Source organism: Xanthomonas sp. PPL134, from assembly GCF_040595915.1.
GTDB classification, from domain to species: domain Bacteria; phylum Pseudomonadota; class Gammaproteobacteria; order Xanthomonadales; family Xanthomonadaceae; genus Xanthomonas_A; species Xanthomonas_A indica.
This window is the reverse complement of sequence record NZ_JAMDLL010000001.1, coordinates 69713-87997: the sequence shown is the minus strand read 5'-3', so window position 1 is coordinate 87997 and position 18285 is coordinate 69713. Positions and strand designations below refer to the sequence as shown.

The window sequence follows — 18285 nt, the reverse complement described above, 5'->3', positions numbered from 1 at the left end:
CGGCGCATTGGCAGCGGCCACCGCTTCGGTGAGAATCGAGCGCTCACCGACCGGGCCGCCCTCATGCCGCTGCGCACTTCTCTGCTCGCCCTCGCGTTGTCGCTGTCCGCCTCCGCCGCATGGGCGGGAGCACCACCGCCGGCCGTGCCGTACCGCAGCCCGCAACAGATCCTGGACGCCTCCAAGCCCAGCGACTGGCGCACGCTGGATCCGGCCAACACGCTGTACCTGGAGCTGGACACCGGCCGGGTGATCATCGAGCTGGCGCCGGCGTTCGCGCCGCAGCACGTCGGCAACATCCGTACCCTGGCCCACGAGCACTTCTGGGACGGCCTGAGCATCTACCGCTCGCAGGACAATTTCGTGGTGCAGTTCGGCGACCCCGATGGCGAGGAGCCGGGCAAGGCCAAGTCGCTGGGCAGCGCCAAGACCCACCTGCCCGCCGAGTTCCAGCGACCCGCCGCCGGCCTCGCGTTCCAGCCCCTGCCCGACCGCGACGGCTGGGCGCCGCAGGTGGGCTTCGTCGACGGCTTTCCGGTGGCGCGCGATCCCAAGGCCGGCACCGCCTGGCTGGCGCATTGCTACGGCACCGTGGGTGCCGGCCGCAACAACGACGAAGACAGCAGCATCGGCGCCGAACTGTACGTGGTCACCGGGCAGTCGCCGCGGCAACTGGACCGCAACATCACCGTGGTCGGCCGCGTGGTCAAGGGCATGGAGTTGCTCAGCGTGATCCCGCGCGGGCCGGACCCGATGGGCTTCTACGAAAAACCCGAGCAGCGCACGCCGATCCGCGCAATCCGCCTGGCCAGCGACGTGCCGGAAGCAGAGCGCACCCCGCTGCAACTGCTGCGTACCGATACCCGCACCTTCCGCGAGGTGGCCGAGGCGCGGCGCAATCGCCGCGACGCGTTCTACAAGCGTCCGGCCGGCCACATCGACCTGTGCAACGTGCCGCTGCCGGTGCGTACACCGCCGAAGTGACGCGTCATGCGCGCGCCGCACGGCGCGCGCTCAGGCGCCGCCGACGCTGCGCCGCTGCGGCTGTTGCACGTGCAGGAAACGGGTGAACAGTTCGCGCGGCTGCTCCACGGCGCACTCGGTCAGCAGCATGGCGATGTTGCCGCGGTGGAAGGCGCCATGCGCGAGCACGTGGAACAGCATTTCCTGGCGGCTCATGCGGCCGGCGTCGCCATCGGTGAAACGGAACGCCAGCGTCTGCTGCAAGGCGGGCGCGTCGAGCCGGGCGACATAGTCGGCATACCACCGGTCCGATTCGATCACGGCCGCGCCCAGCGCCTCCAGTTCCGGCGTCTGCGGCGTGTTGCTCGCGGTGAATGCATGGGTGCCGCCCTCCAGGTGTGCGGCGAAGATCCGGTCCACCACGTAGGTGTGGTTCAACAGCCGGATCGCACGCTGACGCTGCGCCGGATACGCGACTGCATCGATCTGCGCCAGCGCCTGCAGCATCTCGGCGTTGGCCCACGCCTTGAAAGCGAACTGCGATGCGAGCAGGGAATCGGTCATTGCGTCGTCCTCCAGGCCAGGTGGTCGTGCCACGCGGCGTTTGCGGCGGCACCACGCGTCCGCGCCAGTATCCTGCATCTCACCCACGCCTGCTCTCTGCGGATCGGCCATCGCGTCCGCGGACCTGCGCTCGCGTTCCGACGCCGCCATGCGGCACCTGGCAGGCCCAAGCCAACCGGCGATGTGACCAGGGACTGGATGCCAGGCCCTACCGCGCGCGCTGGCTGAAGGCGACGCTGCCCAGGATCAGCGCACCGGCCAGCAGCATGGTCCAGGTCAACGGCTCGCCCAGGAACCACCAGGCCAGCAGCGCGCCGAACACCGGGATCAGGTAGGTCACGGTCGAGGCGCGGGCCGGGCCGATGCGCTGGATCAGCCGGTAGTACATCAGGTAGGCCAGGCCGGTGCAGACCACGCCCAGGCCGCCCGCACAGGCCCAGGCCAGCGCCGATACCGGCGCGGTCGGCCAATGCGTCCAGGCCAGCGGCGCCAGCAGCAGCGCGCTGCAGCCGAGCGTGGCCGCCGCCGACGCGGCCGGCGGCAGGTCGCCCATGTGCCGCTTCACCAGGTTGTAGCCGATGCCGTACAGCAGCGAGGCGGTGGCGCCGGCGAAGGCGGACGGACCGACGCTGAGCCCGGCCGACTTGCCGGTGGCCAAGACCAGCACGCCGATGAAGCCGACCAGCAAGGCCAGCGCGCGGCGGGTGCCGATGCGCTCGCCGAAGAACAGGAAGGCGATCAACGCAGTGAACAGCACCGTCATCGCGTTGCAGATCGCGCCGATCGCCGCCGGCGCATGCTGCGCGCCCCACGCGAACAGCAGGAACGGCAGCGCGGAATTGAGCACGCCGATCGCCGCCAGGGTCGGCCAGCGCCGCAGCGGGAAACGCGCCCGCGCCAGCCACAGGAACGGCAGCAGCACCGCTGCGCCCAGCGCCAGGCGCAGTTCCACCAGTGCGTAGGCGCCGAATTGCGGCGCCGCCACGCGCATGAACAGGAACGAGCAGCCCCAGACGACGCCGAGGAAGCCCAATTCCAGCGGCGTGCGCCAGTCGCGCGACGCAGCGCCGTCGGCTACGGGCGCGGGAGGGGCGGAGACGATGCCAGGTTGCAGGGAGGTGTCGGAAGTAGGCATGGAGGAGGCTCGCGGTCGACCGGGAACGCGCCGCAGCGATCCTGCGACGCCACGCATCCGCCGCCGGCTGCGGATGCCGGGTGGCGCCCCCGCACCGCCCCAGATCGCTGCTGCCCGCCGCGCATGTCGTGTTCGGCTGCCAGCATCGTCCTGCGCCACACGGCGGACAAGCGCGTAGTATCGTCGCGAGCCACAAATCTGCCGCGTGTCTGACCGTGCAACTGCGTCCGTCCCTGCTGCCCGCGCTTGGCGTGTTCGCCGCCGCGGCACGCCACCAGAACTTCGCCCATGCCGCGGAGGAACTGCATCTCACCGCCAGTGCGGTCAGCCACCATGTGCGGCGCCTGGAAGCGCTGCTCGGCGCCACGCTGTTCCAGCGCCACGCGCGCGGGGTCAAGCTGACCGCCGAAGGCCGGCAACTGGCCGATGCCGCCAGCGCGGCGCTGGCCGATATCGCCGCGGTGGCCGGCAACCTGCATCCGCAGGCCGACACCGCGCCGCTGCGCCTGACCACGCTGCGCTCGCTCTCATACTGCTGGCTGCTGCCGCGCCTGCCGCGCTTCTGCCAGGCCTACCCGCACGTGCGCCTGGAGATCCAGACCGACTCCGCCTTCTCGCGCTTCGAAGAGGGCGGCCCCGAGCTCGGCATCCGCTACGGCCAGGGCGACTGGCCGGGGCTGACCTCGCACCACCTGATGGACGACGCACTGTTCCCGGTGGCCTCGCCGGCCTTGCCGCAACTGGCGACGCTGCGCCGGCCCGAGCAGATCGCGCAGTTGCCCTTGCTCACCGACATGTCGCCGCAGGGCTGGCGCGACTGGTTCCGCGCCGCCGGCGTGCGCGGCGTGGCCCTGCCGCCGATGCACACCTTCAACGACAGCACCGATGCGATGCGCGCGGCGGTGTACGGCGTGGGCGCGGTGCTGGCGCGCAAGCACATCGCCCAGCCGTATCTGCAGCGCTACGAGCTGGTGCGCCTGCCCGGCCCGGCGCTGACCGCGCGCTACTCCTACTACATCGTGCATCCGACCCACCGCCTGCTCAGCCCGGCCGCCAGCCACTTCGTCGACTGGCTCAAGCGTGAGGCGCTGGACGAACGCACGCCGCTGCCGGCATTGCCGGCGGAATTGCTCGGCTTGCCGCCGACGGCGGGTTAGTTCGTTTCGCCGTGCGTGCGCAGCGAGTGCGCAGTGAGGTGGTGGCGCGACAGAGACCTTGAGTCTCACGGCGGGTCGCGTCGGGACTGAAGTCGCTCCCAAAGAGGGCGGAAGCCCCTCTCCGATCGGGAGAGGCGTTGGGTGAGGGTCCGGCGCAAAGGCGACTCGCGGAGCCTGGATGTACGAGGCTGCGCCCGTTCCCTCATCCGCCCCTGCGGGGCGCCTTCCCCCGAAAAGGAGGCCATGGTCCCGATGGGAGAAGGAAGCGCCGTCGCCCCTCTCCGATCGGAAGCGCAGCTCAAGGTGAGGTTCCAGCCGTCTCAGCGACCTGCAGCGCATGCCCGCCGGACTGCGAATGCGGCAGCGGCCGGATGCGCACCCGGTGCGCACAGACGTCCACATCCGGATACAGCATCGAACGTCCGTTGCGAAAGGTGAAGCGAAGATCGTAGCGGCAGGCAGCGCCTGCGAGCGGGAAGGTCGCTGCGTCGCCACCGCCCAGCAACGGCGCGTGGAGTGCGACCTCACGGAACGCTCCACTGCCCGGCGCAGCGACCGCCAGCGACGTCAGCGCGTCATAGGCACGGTTGCTGAGTTCCAGATAGCGGACCGGTTCGGCGGCGGCCGCCGGTGCGGTCGCGACGGACAGGGAGACGGTGAAGGCAGAGAGACGGATCAAGGGCATGACGGGATCTGCGATGGGAAGGATTCGCCAGCCACACGGGGTAGATTCCCCTGTGCCGGCCTCCCATCAGGCCGCGTGATCGCGCGGCTGCAAATCGATTCGGGACGAATCGTCGCTCTCGCGCTCCCAATCGTAGTGCGCACGCACCGGCGCTTTCCACGGCGTGTCGCTGCGCCTAGGATGCGCCCGTCCCCCCTCGACCACCTCTGGATGAACGTCCGACTCGGCACTACCGAAATCCGCCTGGGGCGCTATATCGCGCTGTGGACGCTGGTGGCCATGGTGTTCATGCTCCAGAACATCATCAACAACGGTGCGTCTGCCGGCAGGTGGCCTCTGGACGTGCTCATCCGGTGGTCGCTGATCCAGTGGTACAGCTGGGCCCTCCTGGCGCCCACCGTCTTCCGGCTCGCCGAACGCTTCCCTGTCCGCGGCGCCCAGCGCTTCCATGGACTTGGCGCGCAGGCAGTCGCCAGCCTGTGCGTGACGTTTGCCGCGATGTTCATCGGCGCACTGGTCTCCACCCTGTTCGAACCCAGCGGTTTCGCCGAACAACTGGGGTATTTCCTGGAGCAGCACTTCGCGATCGGGCTGCTGACCTACTGGACCTTGTTCGCGATCCAGCAAGCGTTGCACTTCCACGCCGAGAAGGCACGGCGCGAAGTGGAAGCCAGCCGCCTGGCCGCCGAGCTCGCGCAGTCGCGTCTGCAAGCGCTGAAGAGCCAGCTGCAACCGCATTTCCTGTTCAACACGCTGCATGCAATCGTCACCCTGCTGGACGAAGACACACTCGCCGCCGAGGACATGCTGCTGCGGTTGAGCGAGCTGCTGCGCGCGTTTCTGGAAGACTACGACGGCCAGGAAATCACCCTGGAACGCGAACTGGCCCTGCTCGACCTGTATCTCGGCATCCAGCGCAAGCGCTATGGCGACCGCCTGAGCGCGAAGATCTATGTCGCGCCCGGCACCCTGCACTGCGCAGTGCCCAGCCTGCTGCTGCAACCGCTGGTGGAGAACGCGATCCGCCACGGCATCGGCCAGCATGTCGGCAGCGACCGCATCGAGATCGAGAGCCGGCGCGAAGGCGAAACGCTGTCCATCGAAGTGCGCAACGGCAACAGTACGCTGGAGGAAAACGGCAGTGCGAGCGGACACGGCATCGGTTTCTCCAATACTCGCCTGCGGCTGAAGGAACTCTACGGCGACAAGGCCGACATCCGGCTCGACATGCTCTATCCGCTAGGCGTTTCCTGCCGCATCCGGCTGCCCTTCCGCGAACTGGACGCCGAGGAAGCCCCGGAGCACGTCGCCGTATGAGTATCACGGCGCTGGTCATAGACGACGAGCCGATCGCGCGCCACGCCATCGTGCGGCTGTTGCGCGCCGATCCGGACATCGAACTGCTGGGCGAATGCGGCGATGGCGCCTCTGCGGTGATCGCGATCCGCAGCCATTCGCCCGACCTGGTGTTCCTGGACATCCAGATGCCGGCACTGACCGGCATGGACGTCGTGGCCACGATCGGTGCGGCCAACATGCCGGCAACGATCTTCGTCACCGCCTACGAGCAGTACGCGGTGCGTGCATTCGAGGCCAATGCAGTGGACTACCTGGTCAAGCCCTTCAGCCGCGAACGTTTCGCCGAGACAATGCAGCGCGCAAAGCGGCGCCTGTCCGCCGGCAACGGCATGGGATCCTTCGCCGAGGCGCGCATTCTGCAGACCCTGGATGCGCTGCGCCAGCGCGACGACTATCTGCAACGGATTCCGGTGCGCGTCGACGAAGCAGTGGTGCTGGTCGCGGTCGAGGACATCGTCTGGATCAAAGCCAGTCGCAACACGGTGCTGATCCACTTGGCCGACCGCACCCATGAACTGCGCGAGACCATGGCCACGCTGGCCGCGCGGCTGGACCCGCGCCACTTCGCCCGCGTGCATCGATCAGCGATCGTCAACCTGCGTCGGGTCAGGGCGATCCATCCTTGGTTCAACGGCCACCATGTGGTCACGATGGAGACGGGGCAGCAACTGCGCATGAGCCGCTACCAGCATGAAGCCTTCCTGCGCCTGGTGACCACACGCAAGGAAAGTTGAAACGCGCGCACCTCGCCGGTCACGTCTTTCGCGACAGCGATTCTCCTCATGGACGGAGAACGTCATGGGGGAAACCGCGTCACCGCGTCGATTCGACACTTGACATGGACCAGGCGACACGTATTAATTAACTAATTCGTTAATTAGCTAAGCCCCGATGTCCATCGATCGCATCTTCGAAGCCCTCGCCTCGCGCCCGCGCCGCGAGATCCTGGCCTACCTGTCGGCGCAGGAACTCACCGCCGGCGCGATCGCGCAGCGCTTCGCGATGAGCGCGCCGGCGATCTCGCGGCACCTGTCCGTGCTGGAAGCGGCCGGGCTGGTGGCGAGCGAGCGCCGCGGCCAGTTCGTGGTGTACCGGCTCACGCCCGACAACCTGGTCAACACCCTCAGCGGTTTCGCCTTCGAGATCTGCCCCAGCGCCGGCCCGCTCAAACGCGAATCGCGCAGGCAGGCCAAGCGCACCGCCTGACCCGTCCGCCCCGGCAACAGGAGTCCGCCGATGACCGCCGCACCGCTCAGCGAACACGCCGCCGCGCAAACCGGGTTCCCCTCGGTGCGCCTGCCCTCCTACAGCGGCGGCCTGCCGGTGGAGGTCATCCTGATCGCCCAGCTCGGCGTGGGTGCCGGCGATCCGCTGATCGCCCAGGCCTGCCTGCGCCAGCGCGCACATCCGCAGTTCCGCGACGCGTTGGACGAACCGTCGGCGCGCCTGGCCGGCACCGATTTCGGCAATGGCGAGTCCACCGCGCTGTATTCGTTCGCGGTCGGCAGCGGCGGTCACCCCTTCCATTGCCATGCCGGGCATCGCATGTTCACCGCGATCACCGGCAGCGGCGGCGCGCTGCTGCGTTTCAGCACCGCCTCGCCGGCGCAACTGGCGCAGGATCCGCAGCATTTCCTCGACGCGCTGCGGCACGTCGAACTGCCCGCCGATTGCCTGTTCAGCGTGCGCTTCGGCGGCGGCACCTGGCACCAGTTCGCGCCGCTGCGCGCGCAGTCCGGGCACCCGGCGTTCTTCGCCCTGTCCTGCCACAGCGACGAAGCCGGCGGCACGCTGGCCGAGGACGTGCGCGCGCAGGTGCTGGCCGGCACCGCCGACATCGCCACCCTCACCGAACTGCTGCCGCCCGCAGTCACCGCGCTGCTGGCCTCGCCGCAGGCGCAGGCGCTCTCCGTGCCGACGGTGCAGCTGTCGCTGGCCGCCTCGCCGGGCAGCCGGCGCCTGGCCTGGTGCGCGGGCCTGCGTGCGCTCAGCGGACGTGTGCGGCAGCGGCTGGGTGCCTGGCGGCATCCGGCCGGCTTCGCGGCACTGGCGCCGCGCCTGCCGCGGGCGCGGGTGACGCCACAGTTGCTGCCCGGCTCGCTGCTCGAACCGCAACTGCCCGTGCATCACCACCAGGACAGCGTGCGGCTGACGGTGCCGGCGCAGGCGCTGCGGCCGCTGGGCGCGCACGCGCTGATGGCAGCGTTGCTGGATGGCTTCCTGCAGCACCCGCCGCGCGGCGTGACCTGGCTGATGCGCCTGCGCAACCTGCTGGTCGCGCCGTTGCGGCTGCGCACCTCGCCGCTGGGCTGCCCGGTGTCCTCGCTGCTGTCGCCGCAGCGCGATCAGGTGTTCGCCGGCCGCTTTCCGGTGCTGGCGCAGGCCTCCACCGCGCAGGCGCAGCGCGTGCAGGTGCTGCTCGGCGCCGACGATCGCCACCTGGTGTTCCGCAGTTGCGTCGGCGTGGCGCTGCGCGACGATGGCAGTGCCGAGCTGAGCCTGGAGACGCGGGTGACGTGCCGCAACCGCTTCGGGCACCTGTACATGGCACTGATCGCTGCCGCGCACCGCCGCTACATCGCCCCGACGCTGCTGCGCACGGCCGCCGAGGCACTGCTGCTGCCGGTGGCCGAGCACGCCGGGCTGGACGCGGTCGTGCCGCTGCGCTGAGCACGTCATCACCCCGCCTTAGCCGATGCCTGCCTAGCCTGCGCCTTCCCCCTAAGAGGAAGGCACATGCCCCAGGTCCGCATCCGCATCACCGGCAGCGAGGACGACGCCCGCGCCATCATCAACCTGCTGTCGAGCCTGGACGGCATCGAACACGTCGAGGAGATCGACGACCTGATGCCGCACATGGACGACGACGATTCCAGCTCCGCCGGCCTGCCCGACGACCAGGGACCCGGCACCCACGAAGTGGAAGTGGAGGCCGGCAATGCCGCCACCGCGCAGAAGGTGCGCGAGGCGGTGGAAGCGCTGGCGTTCGAGCTGGACGTGGTCGTGGAGTTCGAACAGGACGAAGGCTGAGGCCTGTACCGGGACGTTGCGCCGTCTGGCGCAGCGCCCTGGCATGCGCATGGGCAGCATCCTTGCTTTCCAGCGGCGCCAGCCGTGCCCCGGGTACCCGACTTCAAGGCGTCGGGACTGAGGTCCCTGCACAGTGCACCCAGTCAATGTATCGCGAGCCCCAGCAGGAGTCGTTTTGCTGCCGCTCAAGCGTGGGTGTCAGACGAGAAGAACGGTAGGAGCGGCTTCAGCCGCGACCGGCAACCCATCATCGTCCGCTGCCGCTGGATGACGTGCCACCGTTCGTCGGCAACGCATGGCAGCACTGCTGCTCGCGCATTACCTCCAACCGATCCCGCCCGATCCCGTCGGACGGGAACAGCCTCCTCCGCTAAGCGGAACGACGCCGACGTCGGCGCCAGGCGATCAGCCGCCACAGCGCATAGCCGAGCAGCACGAACGGTGCCAACCCCACTACCGCGCGAATCGCCCAGGCGATCGATCCGGCGAAGATTTCGCCGCTGTCGCGCAGCGCATCGCCGATGTCGCTGCGGCTACGCTCGGCGGTCGGCGCCGAGAACGTCAACGTCACCCGCTGCGTATCCAGGCGCCGACGCTGCTGCGCGGCCTCCTGGCTGGTGGCGAGCAACTGCGTTTCCACGGCGGCCAGCTTGTCCGACAGCGCGATCATGTCGGCCACGCTGAGATCGCGGCGTTGCTGGAACTCCTGCAGGCGCCGCTGCTCGGCCTGTAGGCGCTGGCGCTGCGCGTCGTTGTCCTGCACCGCCTGCGCCAGGTCCTCGGCATGGGTGGTGCGGCTCTCGATCTGGCCATCCTTGCCCGCCTGCGCGATCAACGGCTCGACCCCGGCCGGCGCGATCCGCACGCTCAGTTCGCCGTGCGGCCGCTCGCCACCGCGCTGTTCGACCTGCAATACCGTGCAGGCGCCGAAACTGGATTTCAGGCAGCCTTCCTGCAACTGCTTGAGTCGGGCGGGAATCTGCGCTGCCGGCAGCGCCACGCTGACCTCGTGCTCGTAGGCCAGCGTCGCCATGGCACGATGCTCTTCGCCAGGCGCGGCTGCGGCAAACGACGCGTCTGCCGCCTGCGCCGCGGCCTCGGCGGCCGTGGCAGCACTCCCGGCGGCATCGGCGGCGTAGAGGTCGGCGGCCGGCAATCGCGCGCTCTCGCCATCGCGGCTGCAGGCAGCGATCGACATCATCAGTGCCAGGGAGGCGCCCCAGCGACGCCAGTCACGACGCGCAGGCGGCAGACCGGGGCGAGCGCCTGCGGGCGCGGCGCGCCCTGCTGCTGTGGCGGCTGGCAGCGCGGCATCGACCGCGCCAACCGCCGCGGCGGTCTCCGGATCGAACGAGCGATCGCACACGACACGACCGTCATGGCAACGTCCCTTGTCCTGCATTCCTGTGCTCCTGAACGGCGAAAGCGTCCAGGGTAATCCAATGGCAGGGGCGCCGGCAGCCGCACCGGCGCTACCCTGGCGGATCGACCCATTCCAGGAACCCCGATGCGCAAGCACCTGCTCGCCGCCGCCCTGCTCGCCGCCCTCGCCGGCTGCCAGAAACCCGCCGACGCGCCCGCCGCCGGCAACGCCGCCGCCGGCCAGGCCGCAGCCACGGCCGACGCGGCCGCCGACGCCAGCTTCGCCGCACTGTCCAAGCGCGCCGTCGACACCTGGATGCAGCTGTCCCCGGTCGGCGCCACCCAGACCGGCGACCACCGCTACGACAGCGAACTGGACGACCTCAGCGCCGCGGGCCGGCAGAAGAGCCTGGACGCGAGCAAGCAGTTGCTGGCCGAACTGGACAAGCTCGACGTCGCCAAGCTCTCGCGCGAGAACCAGGTGGACGCGGCGATCCTGCGCAACCAACTGCAGTCCGACATCTGGAACAGCGAGGTGGCGCAAGGCTGGGCGACCGATCCGCAGGTCTACAACGGCCTGGCCGGCGGCGCGATCTACGGGCTGATGGCGCGCGAGTTCGCGCCGCTGCCGGAGCGGCTGAAGTCGGCCACCGCGCGCATGGAGAAGATCCCGGCGCTGTTCGCGCAGGCGCGCGCCAACCTGGACCCGGCGCGCGTGTCGGAGATCAGCGCCAAGACCGTGGCCAAGCAGAACCGCGGCATCCTCAGCATCGTCGACAGCTTCATCGTCCCGCACATCCAGGAACTGCCGCAGGCCGACGCGCAGCGTCTGCAGGCCGCGATCGAGGGCCTGAAGAAGGCCGTGGCCGAGCAGCAGACCTGGCTGGACCAGACCCTGGTGCCCAACGCCAAGGGCGACTTCCGCCTGGGCTCGGAGAAATACGATCAGAAGCTGAAGTTCGCGCTCAACTCCTCGCTGTCGCGCGCCGACATCAAGCAGCGCGCCGACGCCGAACTCAAGCGCGTGCGCCAGGACATGTACGGCATCGCCCGCACCGTGCTCAAGGACAAGCCCGGCGCGCCGGCCCTGGTCGATGCGCCCAGTGACGAACAGCAGCAGAAGGCGATCGAGGCGGCGCTGGAGCTGGCCTACGCGCAGCATCCCGCACGCGACAAGGTGGTCGAGGCCGCCAAGGCTTCGCTGGCCGACGCCACCGACTTCGTGCGCAAGAAGGACCTGGTGACCCTGCCCGACGCGCCGGTGGACATCATCCTGATGCCCGAATTCCAGCGCGGCGTGGCGGTGGCGTACTGCGATTCGCCCGGTCCGCTGGACAAGAACCTGAAGACCTTCTACGCAGTGTCGCCGATTCCCGACGACTGGACCGCGCAGCAAGCCGACTCGTTCCTGCGCGAATACAACAGCCGCATGATCCACCTGCTGAGCATCCACGAGGGCGTGCCCGGGCATTACGTGGAAGGCTGGCACTCGGCCAAGTTCCCGTCCACGCTGCGCGGCGTGCTGCGTTCGGGCGTGTTCGCCGAGGGCTGGGCGGTGTACACCGAGCGGATGATGCAGGAGCAGGGCTACCTGGACAACGATCCGCTGTTCCACCTGGTGCAGCTGAAGTTCTACCTGCGCAGCATCGCCAATGCGCTGCTCGACCAGGGCGTGCACGTGGACGGCTGGAGCAAGGAACAGGCGCTGCACCTGATGGTCCACGACACCTTCCAGCAGCAGAGCGAGGCCGAGGGCAAGTGGGTGCGCGCACAGCTGACCTCGGCGCAGTTGCCGACCTACTTCGTCGGCGTGCAGGAGCACCTGGACCTGCGCAAGGCGATGCAGGACAAGCTCGGCGCCAAGTTCAACCTCAAGGCCTACCACGACCAGGTGCTGTCCTACGGCGCGCCGCCGGTGCGGTTCGTGCGCGAGCTGATGCTGGACGAGCCGATCAAGTAATCGGGACTGGGGAGTCGGGATTGGGGATTGGCAACGTCCCGTCCCGGTCGCTGAGGCAGTTGGAGAAGAGCCCCCCTCGAATGAGGGGGTTGCCGAAGCAGGCGAAAGCAGGCGAAAAACGGCGAAGCCGGGAGTGTGTGGCTGCGGTTGTCGTGCATGCGCGCAGCGGCCATCGCGCTGCGGTACACCGAGACCGCGTCAACCCGAGGCGGACGCAGCAGCGCAAAGGCGTTGCCCGACGCCGCCGCATTCAGCGGCGGCGCCGGCACTGCTCACTCGCCGTAGACCTCGATTTCCGAGTACGCCAACCACGAGTACAGGTTGTTCGCCTCGATCTTCAGGTACTGGGCGCTGCTGCCATTCAAGGCGATGTACACCGGCGCCACGTCGGACTGGTCGGGCTCGGTGTAGTACTGCGGGTTGTCGAAGTACACCGGTCCGGGATTGGTGCTGCCGCCGAACACCGCGCCATGCCGGCCGGCGGAGACGGCGAAGTCGATCGGCTGCGGCGTGCCCGTGGTCTCGCTGGCCGCGGTGCGCACGGTGATGCGCACGCCGGTGACCTTGCGCGTCTGCCCCAGGTTCACGGTGATGCTGCCCCAGTTGGTGCGCGCGTTCCAGTAGTCGGTGTCGCTGAAGAAGCGGCCGTCGTACAGCGAGGCCAGGTTGTCCGAATTGGTCGGCGAGGTCGCACCGACGATCGGCAGGCGCTTGATCAGGTTGAGCGAGGACGGCGCCACGTACTGCACCTTGCGCAGCGGCAGGCCCGCCTCGCTGTAGCCGGTGTTGCTCAGGCCGGCCTTGATGTAGGACTCGCGCTCGATCGGGCGGGTCTGGGTGTTGCCGTAGCGCGAGGCGATCGCGGCGACGATCGGCGCGGCGAATGAGGTGCCTGAGACCGCTTCGGTGCCGCCGTCGTAAATGAGGTTGGTGATCTCGTGTGCCGGCGCCCAGGCCTCGATGCAGGGTCCGACCGTCGATCCCTTGGCGTAGCCACCCCAGCGATCGCTGTTCTGGGCGCCGCCGAAGCGCGCGCCGTCGCGCTGCAAGCCGCCGACCACGACGATGCCGTCCATGTCGCGTGCGGCTCCCTGCTGGGTCTGCGGATCGATGTAGCCGAACGCCACCTTGCACGCGTCCTGCTCCTGCGGCGAGAGCCCGACGGTGTAGGCATTGCCCGCCGACTGGGTGATGAAGAAGCGATTGCTCGCCGCGCGCATGCGGCGGCCCCAGCGATTGCTGGCGTTGAACGGGTTGTACGTCCCGCCCGGGCTCTGATTGAACGACATGTTCAGGACGGCGAATTCACCCGACGCTTCGGCGTAGCGCACTGCCGCATCCAGCGCCGTGGCCACCGTGCTTTCGTTCAGATCGGCAAGGCCGAACGCCTTGATCGGCTGACCAGGATTGACGCCGCGCACCAGCTGCCCATTCTGCCTGGCACCGATCAGGCCGGCCGTCGCCGTACTGTGCAGCGGGTTGGGCGACAGCGTTGGGAAGTCCTGTCGATACACCACGTTGAGCTCGGAATGTGGCGGATTGTCGAGCACCGCATCCAGCAGATAGGCAGGATTGGAGGTGGTGAATCCATCGTTGGTCTGCGTATACGGCAGCGCCCAGGAGGTGATCTCGCCGCCATTGACGATGTCGCCCGCGGCGGAGAACGTGGCGTGCGCCGCCTCGACGCCGCGCACCGACACCACCCAATCGGCCTTGAGCACCTGTGCCGCGGTGCGTTCGGGCATCCAGGCATAGACGGTGCTGGAGACCGTGGACAGCACCCGCTCGATCTTCACTCCCGGCAGCTGCGCGATCTGGTCGGCGAAGTGGACCATGCCGGTGCTGTTCTCGTGCGCGCGGATCGCCGGGTCGAGCGTGCGGTAGTCCGAGGGACGGGACTTGGCGTACAGGCGCGTGGTCTCCTGCAGCACGAACGGGTTGAGGTCAATCGCGTACAGGCGCCGCCCCTGGGTGTCGGTGCGCGGCAGGGTCGCTTCCTGCAACGTGCGCTTGGCCGGGAACTTGCCGCCGCCCGTCGCGTGCGGCTGCGCGTGCGCGGAGGCGACGGCCAGGCTCGCCAGCAACGCCGCCAGCAGCAGTTCGGTCGATGTCTTCTTCATGGACTCATCCTTTGACTGGGGGATGCCCCGCTCGTCGGGACACCGGAACAGGGGGTTCCATCCATCAAGGACGAGGGGCGCGCGCACCTCCCCTACCGCACGGGCGACATCGTCTACTCAGGCAGACGCTGCACGCTGTGCATCACAGTCCGCGCATTCGTCGCATCGCCGCGGCAGCGCCGGCAAGCCGCCATGAAGTGGGCACCGAGGCCGCGATGCAACGCCGCAATCGTGCGCGCATGCACGCTGCATGACGCGCCTGACCCCACAACACGACGCACCGCGCCCGCTCAAGTGCGGGCGCGGCAACACGGCGTATCACGCAGCGCGGTCGGCCGGCGTCTCGCTGCTCCACAGCAGCATCGCATCGCCATAGCTGAAGAAGCGGTAGCGCTGGGCGATGGCGTGGCGGTAGGCGGCGAAGATCCGCTCGCGGCCGGCGAAGGCCGAGACCATCATCAGCAGCGTGCTCTCGGGCAGATGGAAGTTGGTCACCATCGCGTCGACGCTGCGGATGCGGTAGCCCGGCAGGATGAAGATCTGCGTCTCGCCGGCGAAGGGATGCAATTCGCCGTCCTTGGACGCGCTCTCCAGCGCGCGCACCACCGTGGTCCCGACCGCGATCACGCGGCCGCCGGCCGCGCGCGTGCGCCGCACCTGTTCGACCAGGCTGGCGCCGACGTTGAGCCACTCGCGGTGCATCTGATGCTGTTCCAGCGCCTCCACCCGCACCGGCTGGAAGGTGCCGGCGCCGACGTGCAGGGTCACATGCCCGACCTCGACTCCGCGCGCCTGCAGCGCCTGCAGCAGCGGCGCGTCGAAGTGCAGCCCGGCGGTCGGCGCGGCGACCGCGCCGGCCTCGCGCGCGAACACGGTCTGGTAGCGCTCGCGGTCGTCCAGGCTCGGCTCGCGGCGGATGTACGGCGGCAACGGCAACCGTCCGGCCTGCTGCAGCCAGTGCTCCAGCGCGCCATCCACATGGAACTGCAACTGGTAGAACTCGCCGTCGCGGCCCAGCACCTCGGCCTCGCCGCCGGCGTCCAGGGCGATGCGTGCGCCGGCCTTGGGCGACTTGCTCACGCCCAACTGCGCCCGCGCGCGCTGGCCGCCGAGCAGCCGCTCGATCAGGATCTCGACCCGCCCGCCGGTGTGCTTCTGCCCGAACAGCCGCGCCGGAATCACCCGCGTGTCGTTGAAGATCAGCAGATCGCCGGCACGCAGCAACTCCGGCAGGTCGCGCACGTGGCGGTCGGCGAAGGGCGCCGGCGCCGGTGGCACCAGCAGCAGGCGACTGGCCGAGCGCTCGGCCAGCGGCGCTTGCGCGATCAGGTCTTCGGGCAGGTCGTAGTGGAAATCGGACTTTTTCAAGGCGCCGGGGGAGATCGGGAATTTGGCCGGCCATTGTAGCGGCGCCGGGATTGGGGATTCGGGATTGGGGAGTTGCCTAGACAGAAGCGGGATCGCGCTCTTGCCAATCCCCAATGCCCAATCCCGAATCCCGGCCCCTCAGCGCTCGAACTTGGTGGACAGAATGATCGACGAGGTCGTGCGCTCCACCCCATCCAGCGCACCGATGCGGTCGGTCAGTTCGTCCATGTCGTTGACGCCCGGCACCACGCCCAGCGCGATCAGGTCGAAGGAGCCGCTGACCGAATGCAGCACGCGCACCGCATCGATCTCGCGCAGCGCCTTGACCACCGAAGTCATCTTCTTCGGCAGCACGGTGATCAGGATGTGCGCGCGAATATGGCCCTGTTCGTAGTCGTCGCGGGTGCGCACGGTGTAGCCACAGATCACGCCCTCGCGCTCCAGGCGCTCGATCCGGCTCTGCACCGTGGTGCGCGACAGGCCGAGGCGGCGGGCGATCTGGGCGGTGGAGGCGCGCGCGTCCTCGCGCAGCAGCGACAGCAGGGCGTCGTCGGAGGCGGTGATCTTCATGGCCAGGGATTTTCGTCGAATCGACGAAATTGCGTCAATTCCTGCACGGATTCACGCTGCCATTCGACGATCCTGTCCCGATAATAGACAGGATCGTCACCAGACAGCCCGCCTTCAGGAGATCGCCCATGACCGTACTCGGCCCCCTCGCCCCGCTCCGTGCCCACGCCGGCGACCGCCTGACCCACGGCCTGGACGACGCCAGCATCGAGCGTCTGGCGGCCTCGCATCCGGCGCTGCACGCGGCGATCGAGGCGGCGGGCGAAGACTACGCGCGCATCGCTGCCGAATTCGGCGAATTGCTGGAACTGGACGAAGCCGAGCAGATCCGCCATCTGCAGGCCGGTTTCGTCAATTTCTACGCCGACGACGCGGTCACCCCCTACGTGGCGCTGAGCGCACGCGGCCCGTGGGTGGTCACGCTGAAGGGCGCGGTGCTGTACGACGCCGGCGGCTACGGCATGCTCGGCTTCGGCCACACGCCGGAGGCGGTGCTGGAGGCGATGGCGCGGCCGCAGGTGATGGCCAACGTGATGACCCCCAACCTGTCGCAGTTGCGCTTCGAGCGCGCGCTGCGCGCGGAGATCGGCCACCGCCGCGGCGGCTGTCCGTACAGCCGCTTCATGTGCCTCAACTCCGGCTCCGAAGCGGTGGGCCTGGCCGCGCGCATCGTCGACATCAACGCCAAGCTGCAGACCGATCCGGGCGCGCGCCATGCCGGCGCCAAGATCAAGCGCCTGGTGGTCAAGGGCAGCTTCCACGGCCGCACCGACCGGCCGGGCATGTACTCCGACTCCAGCCGCAAGACCTATCTGCAGCACCTGGCCAGCTACCGCGGCGACGATGCGCTGATCGCCATCGCGCCCTACGACGTGGAGGCGCTGCGCCGCGCCTTCGCCGAGGCCGAGCAGCACGGCTGGTTCATCGAGGCGGTGTTCCTGGAGCCGGTGATGGGCGAAGGCGACCCCGGCCGTGCCCTGCCGCCGACGTTCTACGCCGCCGCGCGCGAGCTGACCCGCCACCACGGCAGCCTGCTGCTGGTGGACTCGATCCAGGCCGGCCTGCGCGCGCACGGCGTGCTGTCGGTGGTGGACTATCCCGGCTTCGAGCAGCTCGACCCGCCGGACCTGGAAACCTATTCGAAGGCGCTCAACGCCGCGCAGTACCCGCTGTCGGTGCTGGCGGTGACCGATCACGCGGCGCAGGTGTACCGCAAGGGCACCTACGGCAACACCATGACCAGCAACCCGCGCGCGCTGGACGTGGCCACCGCGACCCTGGCACAGCTGACCCCGCAGGTGCGCGCCAACATCCGCGAGCGCGGCGCCGAGGCGGTGCAGAAGCTGGAGAAGCTCAAGGCCGAACTCGGCGGCGCCATCACCCAGGTGCAGGGCACGGGCCTGCTGTTCTCCTGCGCGCTGGCCCCCCAGTACAAGTGCTACGGCGCCGGTTCCACCGAGGAGTGGCTGCGCCAGCACGGTGTCAACGTGATCCACGGCGGCGAGAACTCGCTGCGCTTCACCCCGCACTTCGCGATGGACAGCGAGGAACTGGACCTGCTGGTCGGGCTGATCGGCCGCGCCCTGCGCGAAGGCCCGCGCCTGGCGCAGGCGGCTGCGGCCTGAAGTCTGCCGTGTGCGGCGCCCCCCTCGGGCGCCGCACCGCGGCCAATCCATTCGCATAGGCGCTTGCCGCCACTGCACAGCGGGCATGCACTGCCCTGTCCTCAGGCTCGCCCGCGCTGACGACACCTTGGCGGACGCGATCTGACGGAGCACGACGCGCCCCTCGCCGCACGTCGAGGCGCACGTAGGGCACGCCCGTAGCGGCAATGCGCGGCCGGTGCCGCACCGTTTCCAGAAAACATCGGCTACCCGACACCGGCGCTCTACCTCTCTGGTCTCTTGCGTTCGGACTTCCACGCATCCAGCGCCCGCGTCGTTGGCGCCCGAGTTGCGCCCGCGCACACCCGCATCATCGCCTCGGCGCTCCGTCATCGGGCGCCGAGCGCC

General features: G+C 69.2%; 16 protein-coding genes. 9 read left to right on the top strand and 7 right to left on the bottom strand.

Annotated features, from left to right (window positions below; genetic code table 11):
• Positions 1-63 precede the first annotated feature (63 nt).
• A complete protein-coding gene (locus M3U25_RS00395; protein ID WP_355496165.1) occupies positions 64-984 on the top strand; it encodes a peptidylprolyl isomerase in 921 nt (306 codons plus the stop codon).
• 30 nt (positions 985-1014) lie between these two features.
• On the opposite strand, the gene M3U25_RS00390 is transcribed toward M3U25_RS00395, so the two are convergent.
• Positions 1015-1527 carry a DinB family protein gene (locus M3U25_RS00390; RefSeq protein WP_355496168.1) on the bottom strand — a complete coding sequence of 171 codons (513 nt, stop codon included), beginning with the start codon at positions 1525-1527 and terminating at the stop codon, positions 1015-1017.
• 208 nt (positions 1528-1735) lie between these two features.
• On the bottom strand, positions 1736-2662 hold the full coding sequence (locus M3U25_RS00385; protein ID WP_242159371.1) for a DMT family transporter: 927 nt from the start codon (positions 2660-2662) through the stop codon (positions 1736-1738).
• A gap of 215 nt (positions 2663-2877) precedes the next feature.
• Between M3U25_RS00385 and M3U25_RS00380 the strand changes: the two genes are divergently transcribed.
• Positions 2878-3819 carry a LysR substrate-binding domain-containing protein gene (locus M3U25_RS00380; RefSeq protein WP_355496173.1) on the top strand — a complete coding sequence of 314 codons (942 nt, stop codon included), beginning with the start codon at positions 2878-2880 and terminating at the stop codon, positions 3817-3819.
• Positions 3820-4117: 298 nt separating this feature from the next.
• On the opposite strand, the gene M3U25_RS00375 is transcribed toward M3U25_RS00380, so the two are convergent.
• Entirely contained in the window at positions 4118-4504 is a 387-nt protein-coding gene (locus M3U25_RS00375; RefSeq protein ID WP_355496176.1) for a hypothetical protein, read from the bottom strand.
• Between the two features lie 75 nt (positions 4505-4579).
• On the opposite strand from M3U25_RS00375, the gene M3U25_RS00370 reads away from it, so the two are divergent.
• The 5 genes from M3U25_RS00370 to M3U25_RS00350 all read left to right on the top strand — a co-directional run bounded on the left by M3U25_RS00370 (position 4580) and on the right by M3U25_RS00350 (position 8893).
• A complete protein-coding gene (locus M3U25_RS00370; RefSeq protein ID WP_355496179.1) occupies positions 4580-5821 on the top strand; it encodes a histidine kinase in 1242 nt (413 codons plus the stop codon).
• Positions 5818-6597 (top strand): LytTR family transcriptional regulator DNA-binding domain-containing protein, encoded by a 780-nt coding sequence (locus tag M3U25_RS00365; protein ID WP_355496181.1) that lies wholly within the window; start codon positions 5818-5820, stop codon positions 6595-6597. The genes M3U25_RS00370 and M3U25_RS00365 overlap by 4 nt, the downstream gene beginning before the upstream one ends.
• A gap of 157 nt (positions 6598-6754) precedes the next feature.
• Positions 6755-7069 carry a metalloregulator ArsR/SmtB family transcription factor gene (locus tag M3U25_RS00360; protein ID WP_242159376.1) on the top strand — a complete coding sequence of 105 codons (315 nt, stop codon included), beginning with the start codon at positions 6755-6757 and terminating at the stop codon, positions 7067-7069.
• Between the two features lie 30 nt (positions 7070-7099).
• Entirely contained in the window at positions 7100-8533 is a 1434-nt protein-coding gene (locus M3U25_RS00355) for a DUF2867 domain-containing protein (RefSeq protein WP_355496184.1), read from the top strand.
• Positions 8534-8599: 66 nt separating this feature from the next.
• Positions 8600-8893 (top strand): hypothetical protein, encoded by a 294-nt coding sequence (locus M3U25_RS00350; RefSeq protein WP_242159378.1) that lies wholly within the window; start codon positions 8600-8602, stop codon positions 8891-8893.
• Between the two features lie 370 nt (positions 8894-9263).
• Here the strand turns inward: M3U25_RS00350 and M3U25_RS00345 are convergent, their stop codons facing one another.
• A complete protein-coding gene (locus M3U25_RS00345; protein WP_355496188.1) occupies positions 9264-10091 on the bottom strand; it encodes a DUF4349 domain-containing protein in 828 nt (275 codons plus the stop codon).
• 309 nt (positions 10092-10400) lie between these two features.
• On the opposite strand from M3U25_RS00345, the gene M3U25_RS00340 reads away from it, so the two are divergent.
• On the top strand, positions 10401-12215 hold the full coding sequence (locus tag M3U25_RS00340; protein WP_355496191.1) for a DUF885 domain-containing protein: 1815 nt from the start codon (positions 10401-10403) through the stop codon (positions 12213-12215).
• A gap of 272 nt (positions 12216-12487) precedes the next feature.
• On the opposite strand, the gene M3U25_RS00335 is transcribed toward M3U25_RS00340, so the two are convergent.
• The 3 genes from M3U25_RS00335 to M3U25_RS00325 form a co-directional block, all read right to left on the bottom strand.
• Positions 12488-14335: a S8/S53 family peptidase gene (locus tag M3U25_RS00335; protein ID WP_355496194.1), complete on the bottom strand. Its 1848-nt coding sequence runs from the start codon at positions 14333-14335 to the stop codon at positions 12488-12490.
• Between the two features lie 318 nt (positions 14336-14653).
• Positions 14654-15703, bottom strand: a complete 1050-nt coding sequence (gene queA / locus M3U25_RS00330; RefSeq protein ID WP_355496197.1) for a tRNA preQ1(34) S-adenosylmethionine ribosyltransferase-isomerase QueA — start codon at positions 15701-15703, stop codon at positions 14654-14656.
• A 138-nt stretch (positions 15704-15841) separates the two neighbouring features.
• Positions 15842-16273, bottom strand: a complete 432-nt coding sequence (locus M3U25_RS00325; RefSeq protein ID WP_010344072.1) for an Lrp/AsnC family transcriptional regulator — start codon at positions 16271-16273, stop codon at positions 15842-15844.
• 128 nt (positions 16274-16401) lie between these two features.
• Between M3U25_RS00325 and M3U25_RS00320 the strand changes: the two genes are divergently transcribed.
• Complete coding sequence (locus M3U25_RS00320; protein WP_355496201.1) at positions 16402-17898, top strand: aminotransferase class III-fold pyridoxal phosphate-dependent enzyme; 1497 nt, start codon at positions 16402-16404, stop codon at positions 17896-17898.
• Positions 17899-18285: the final 387 nt, after the last annotated feature.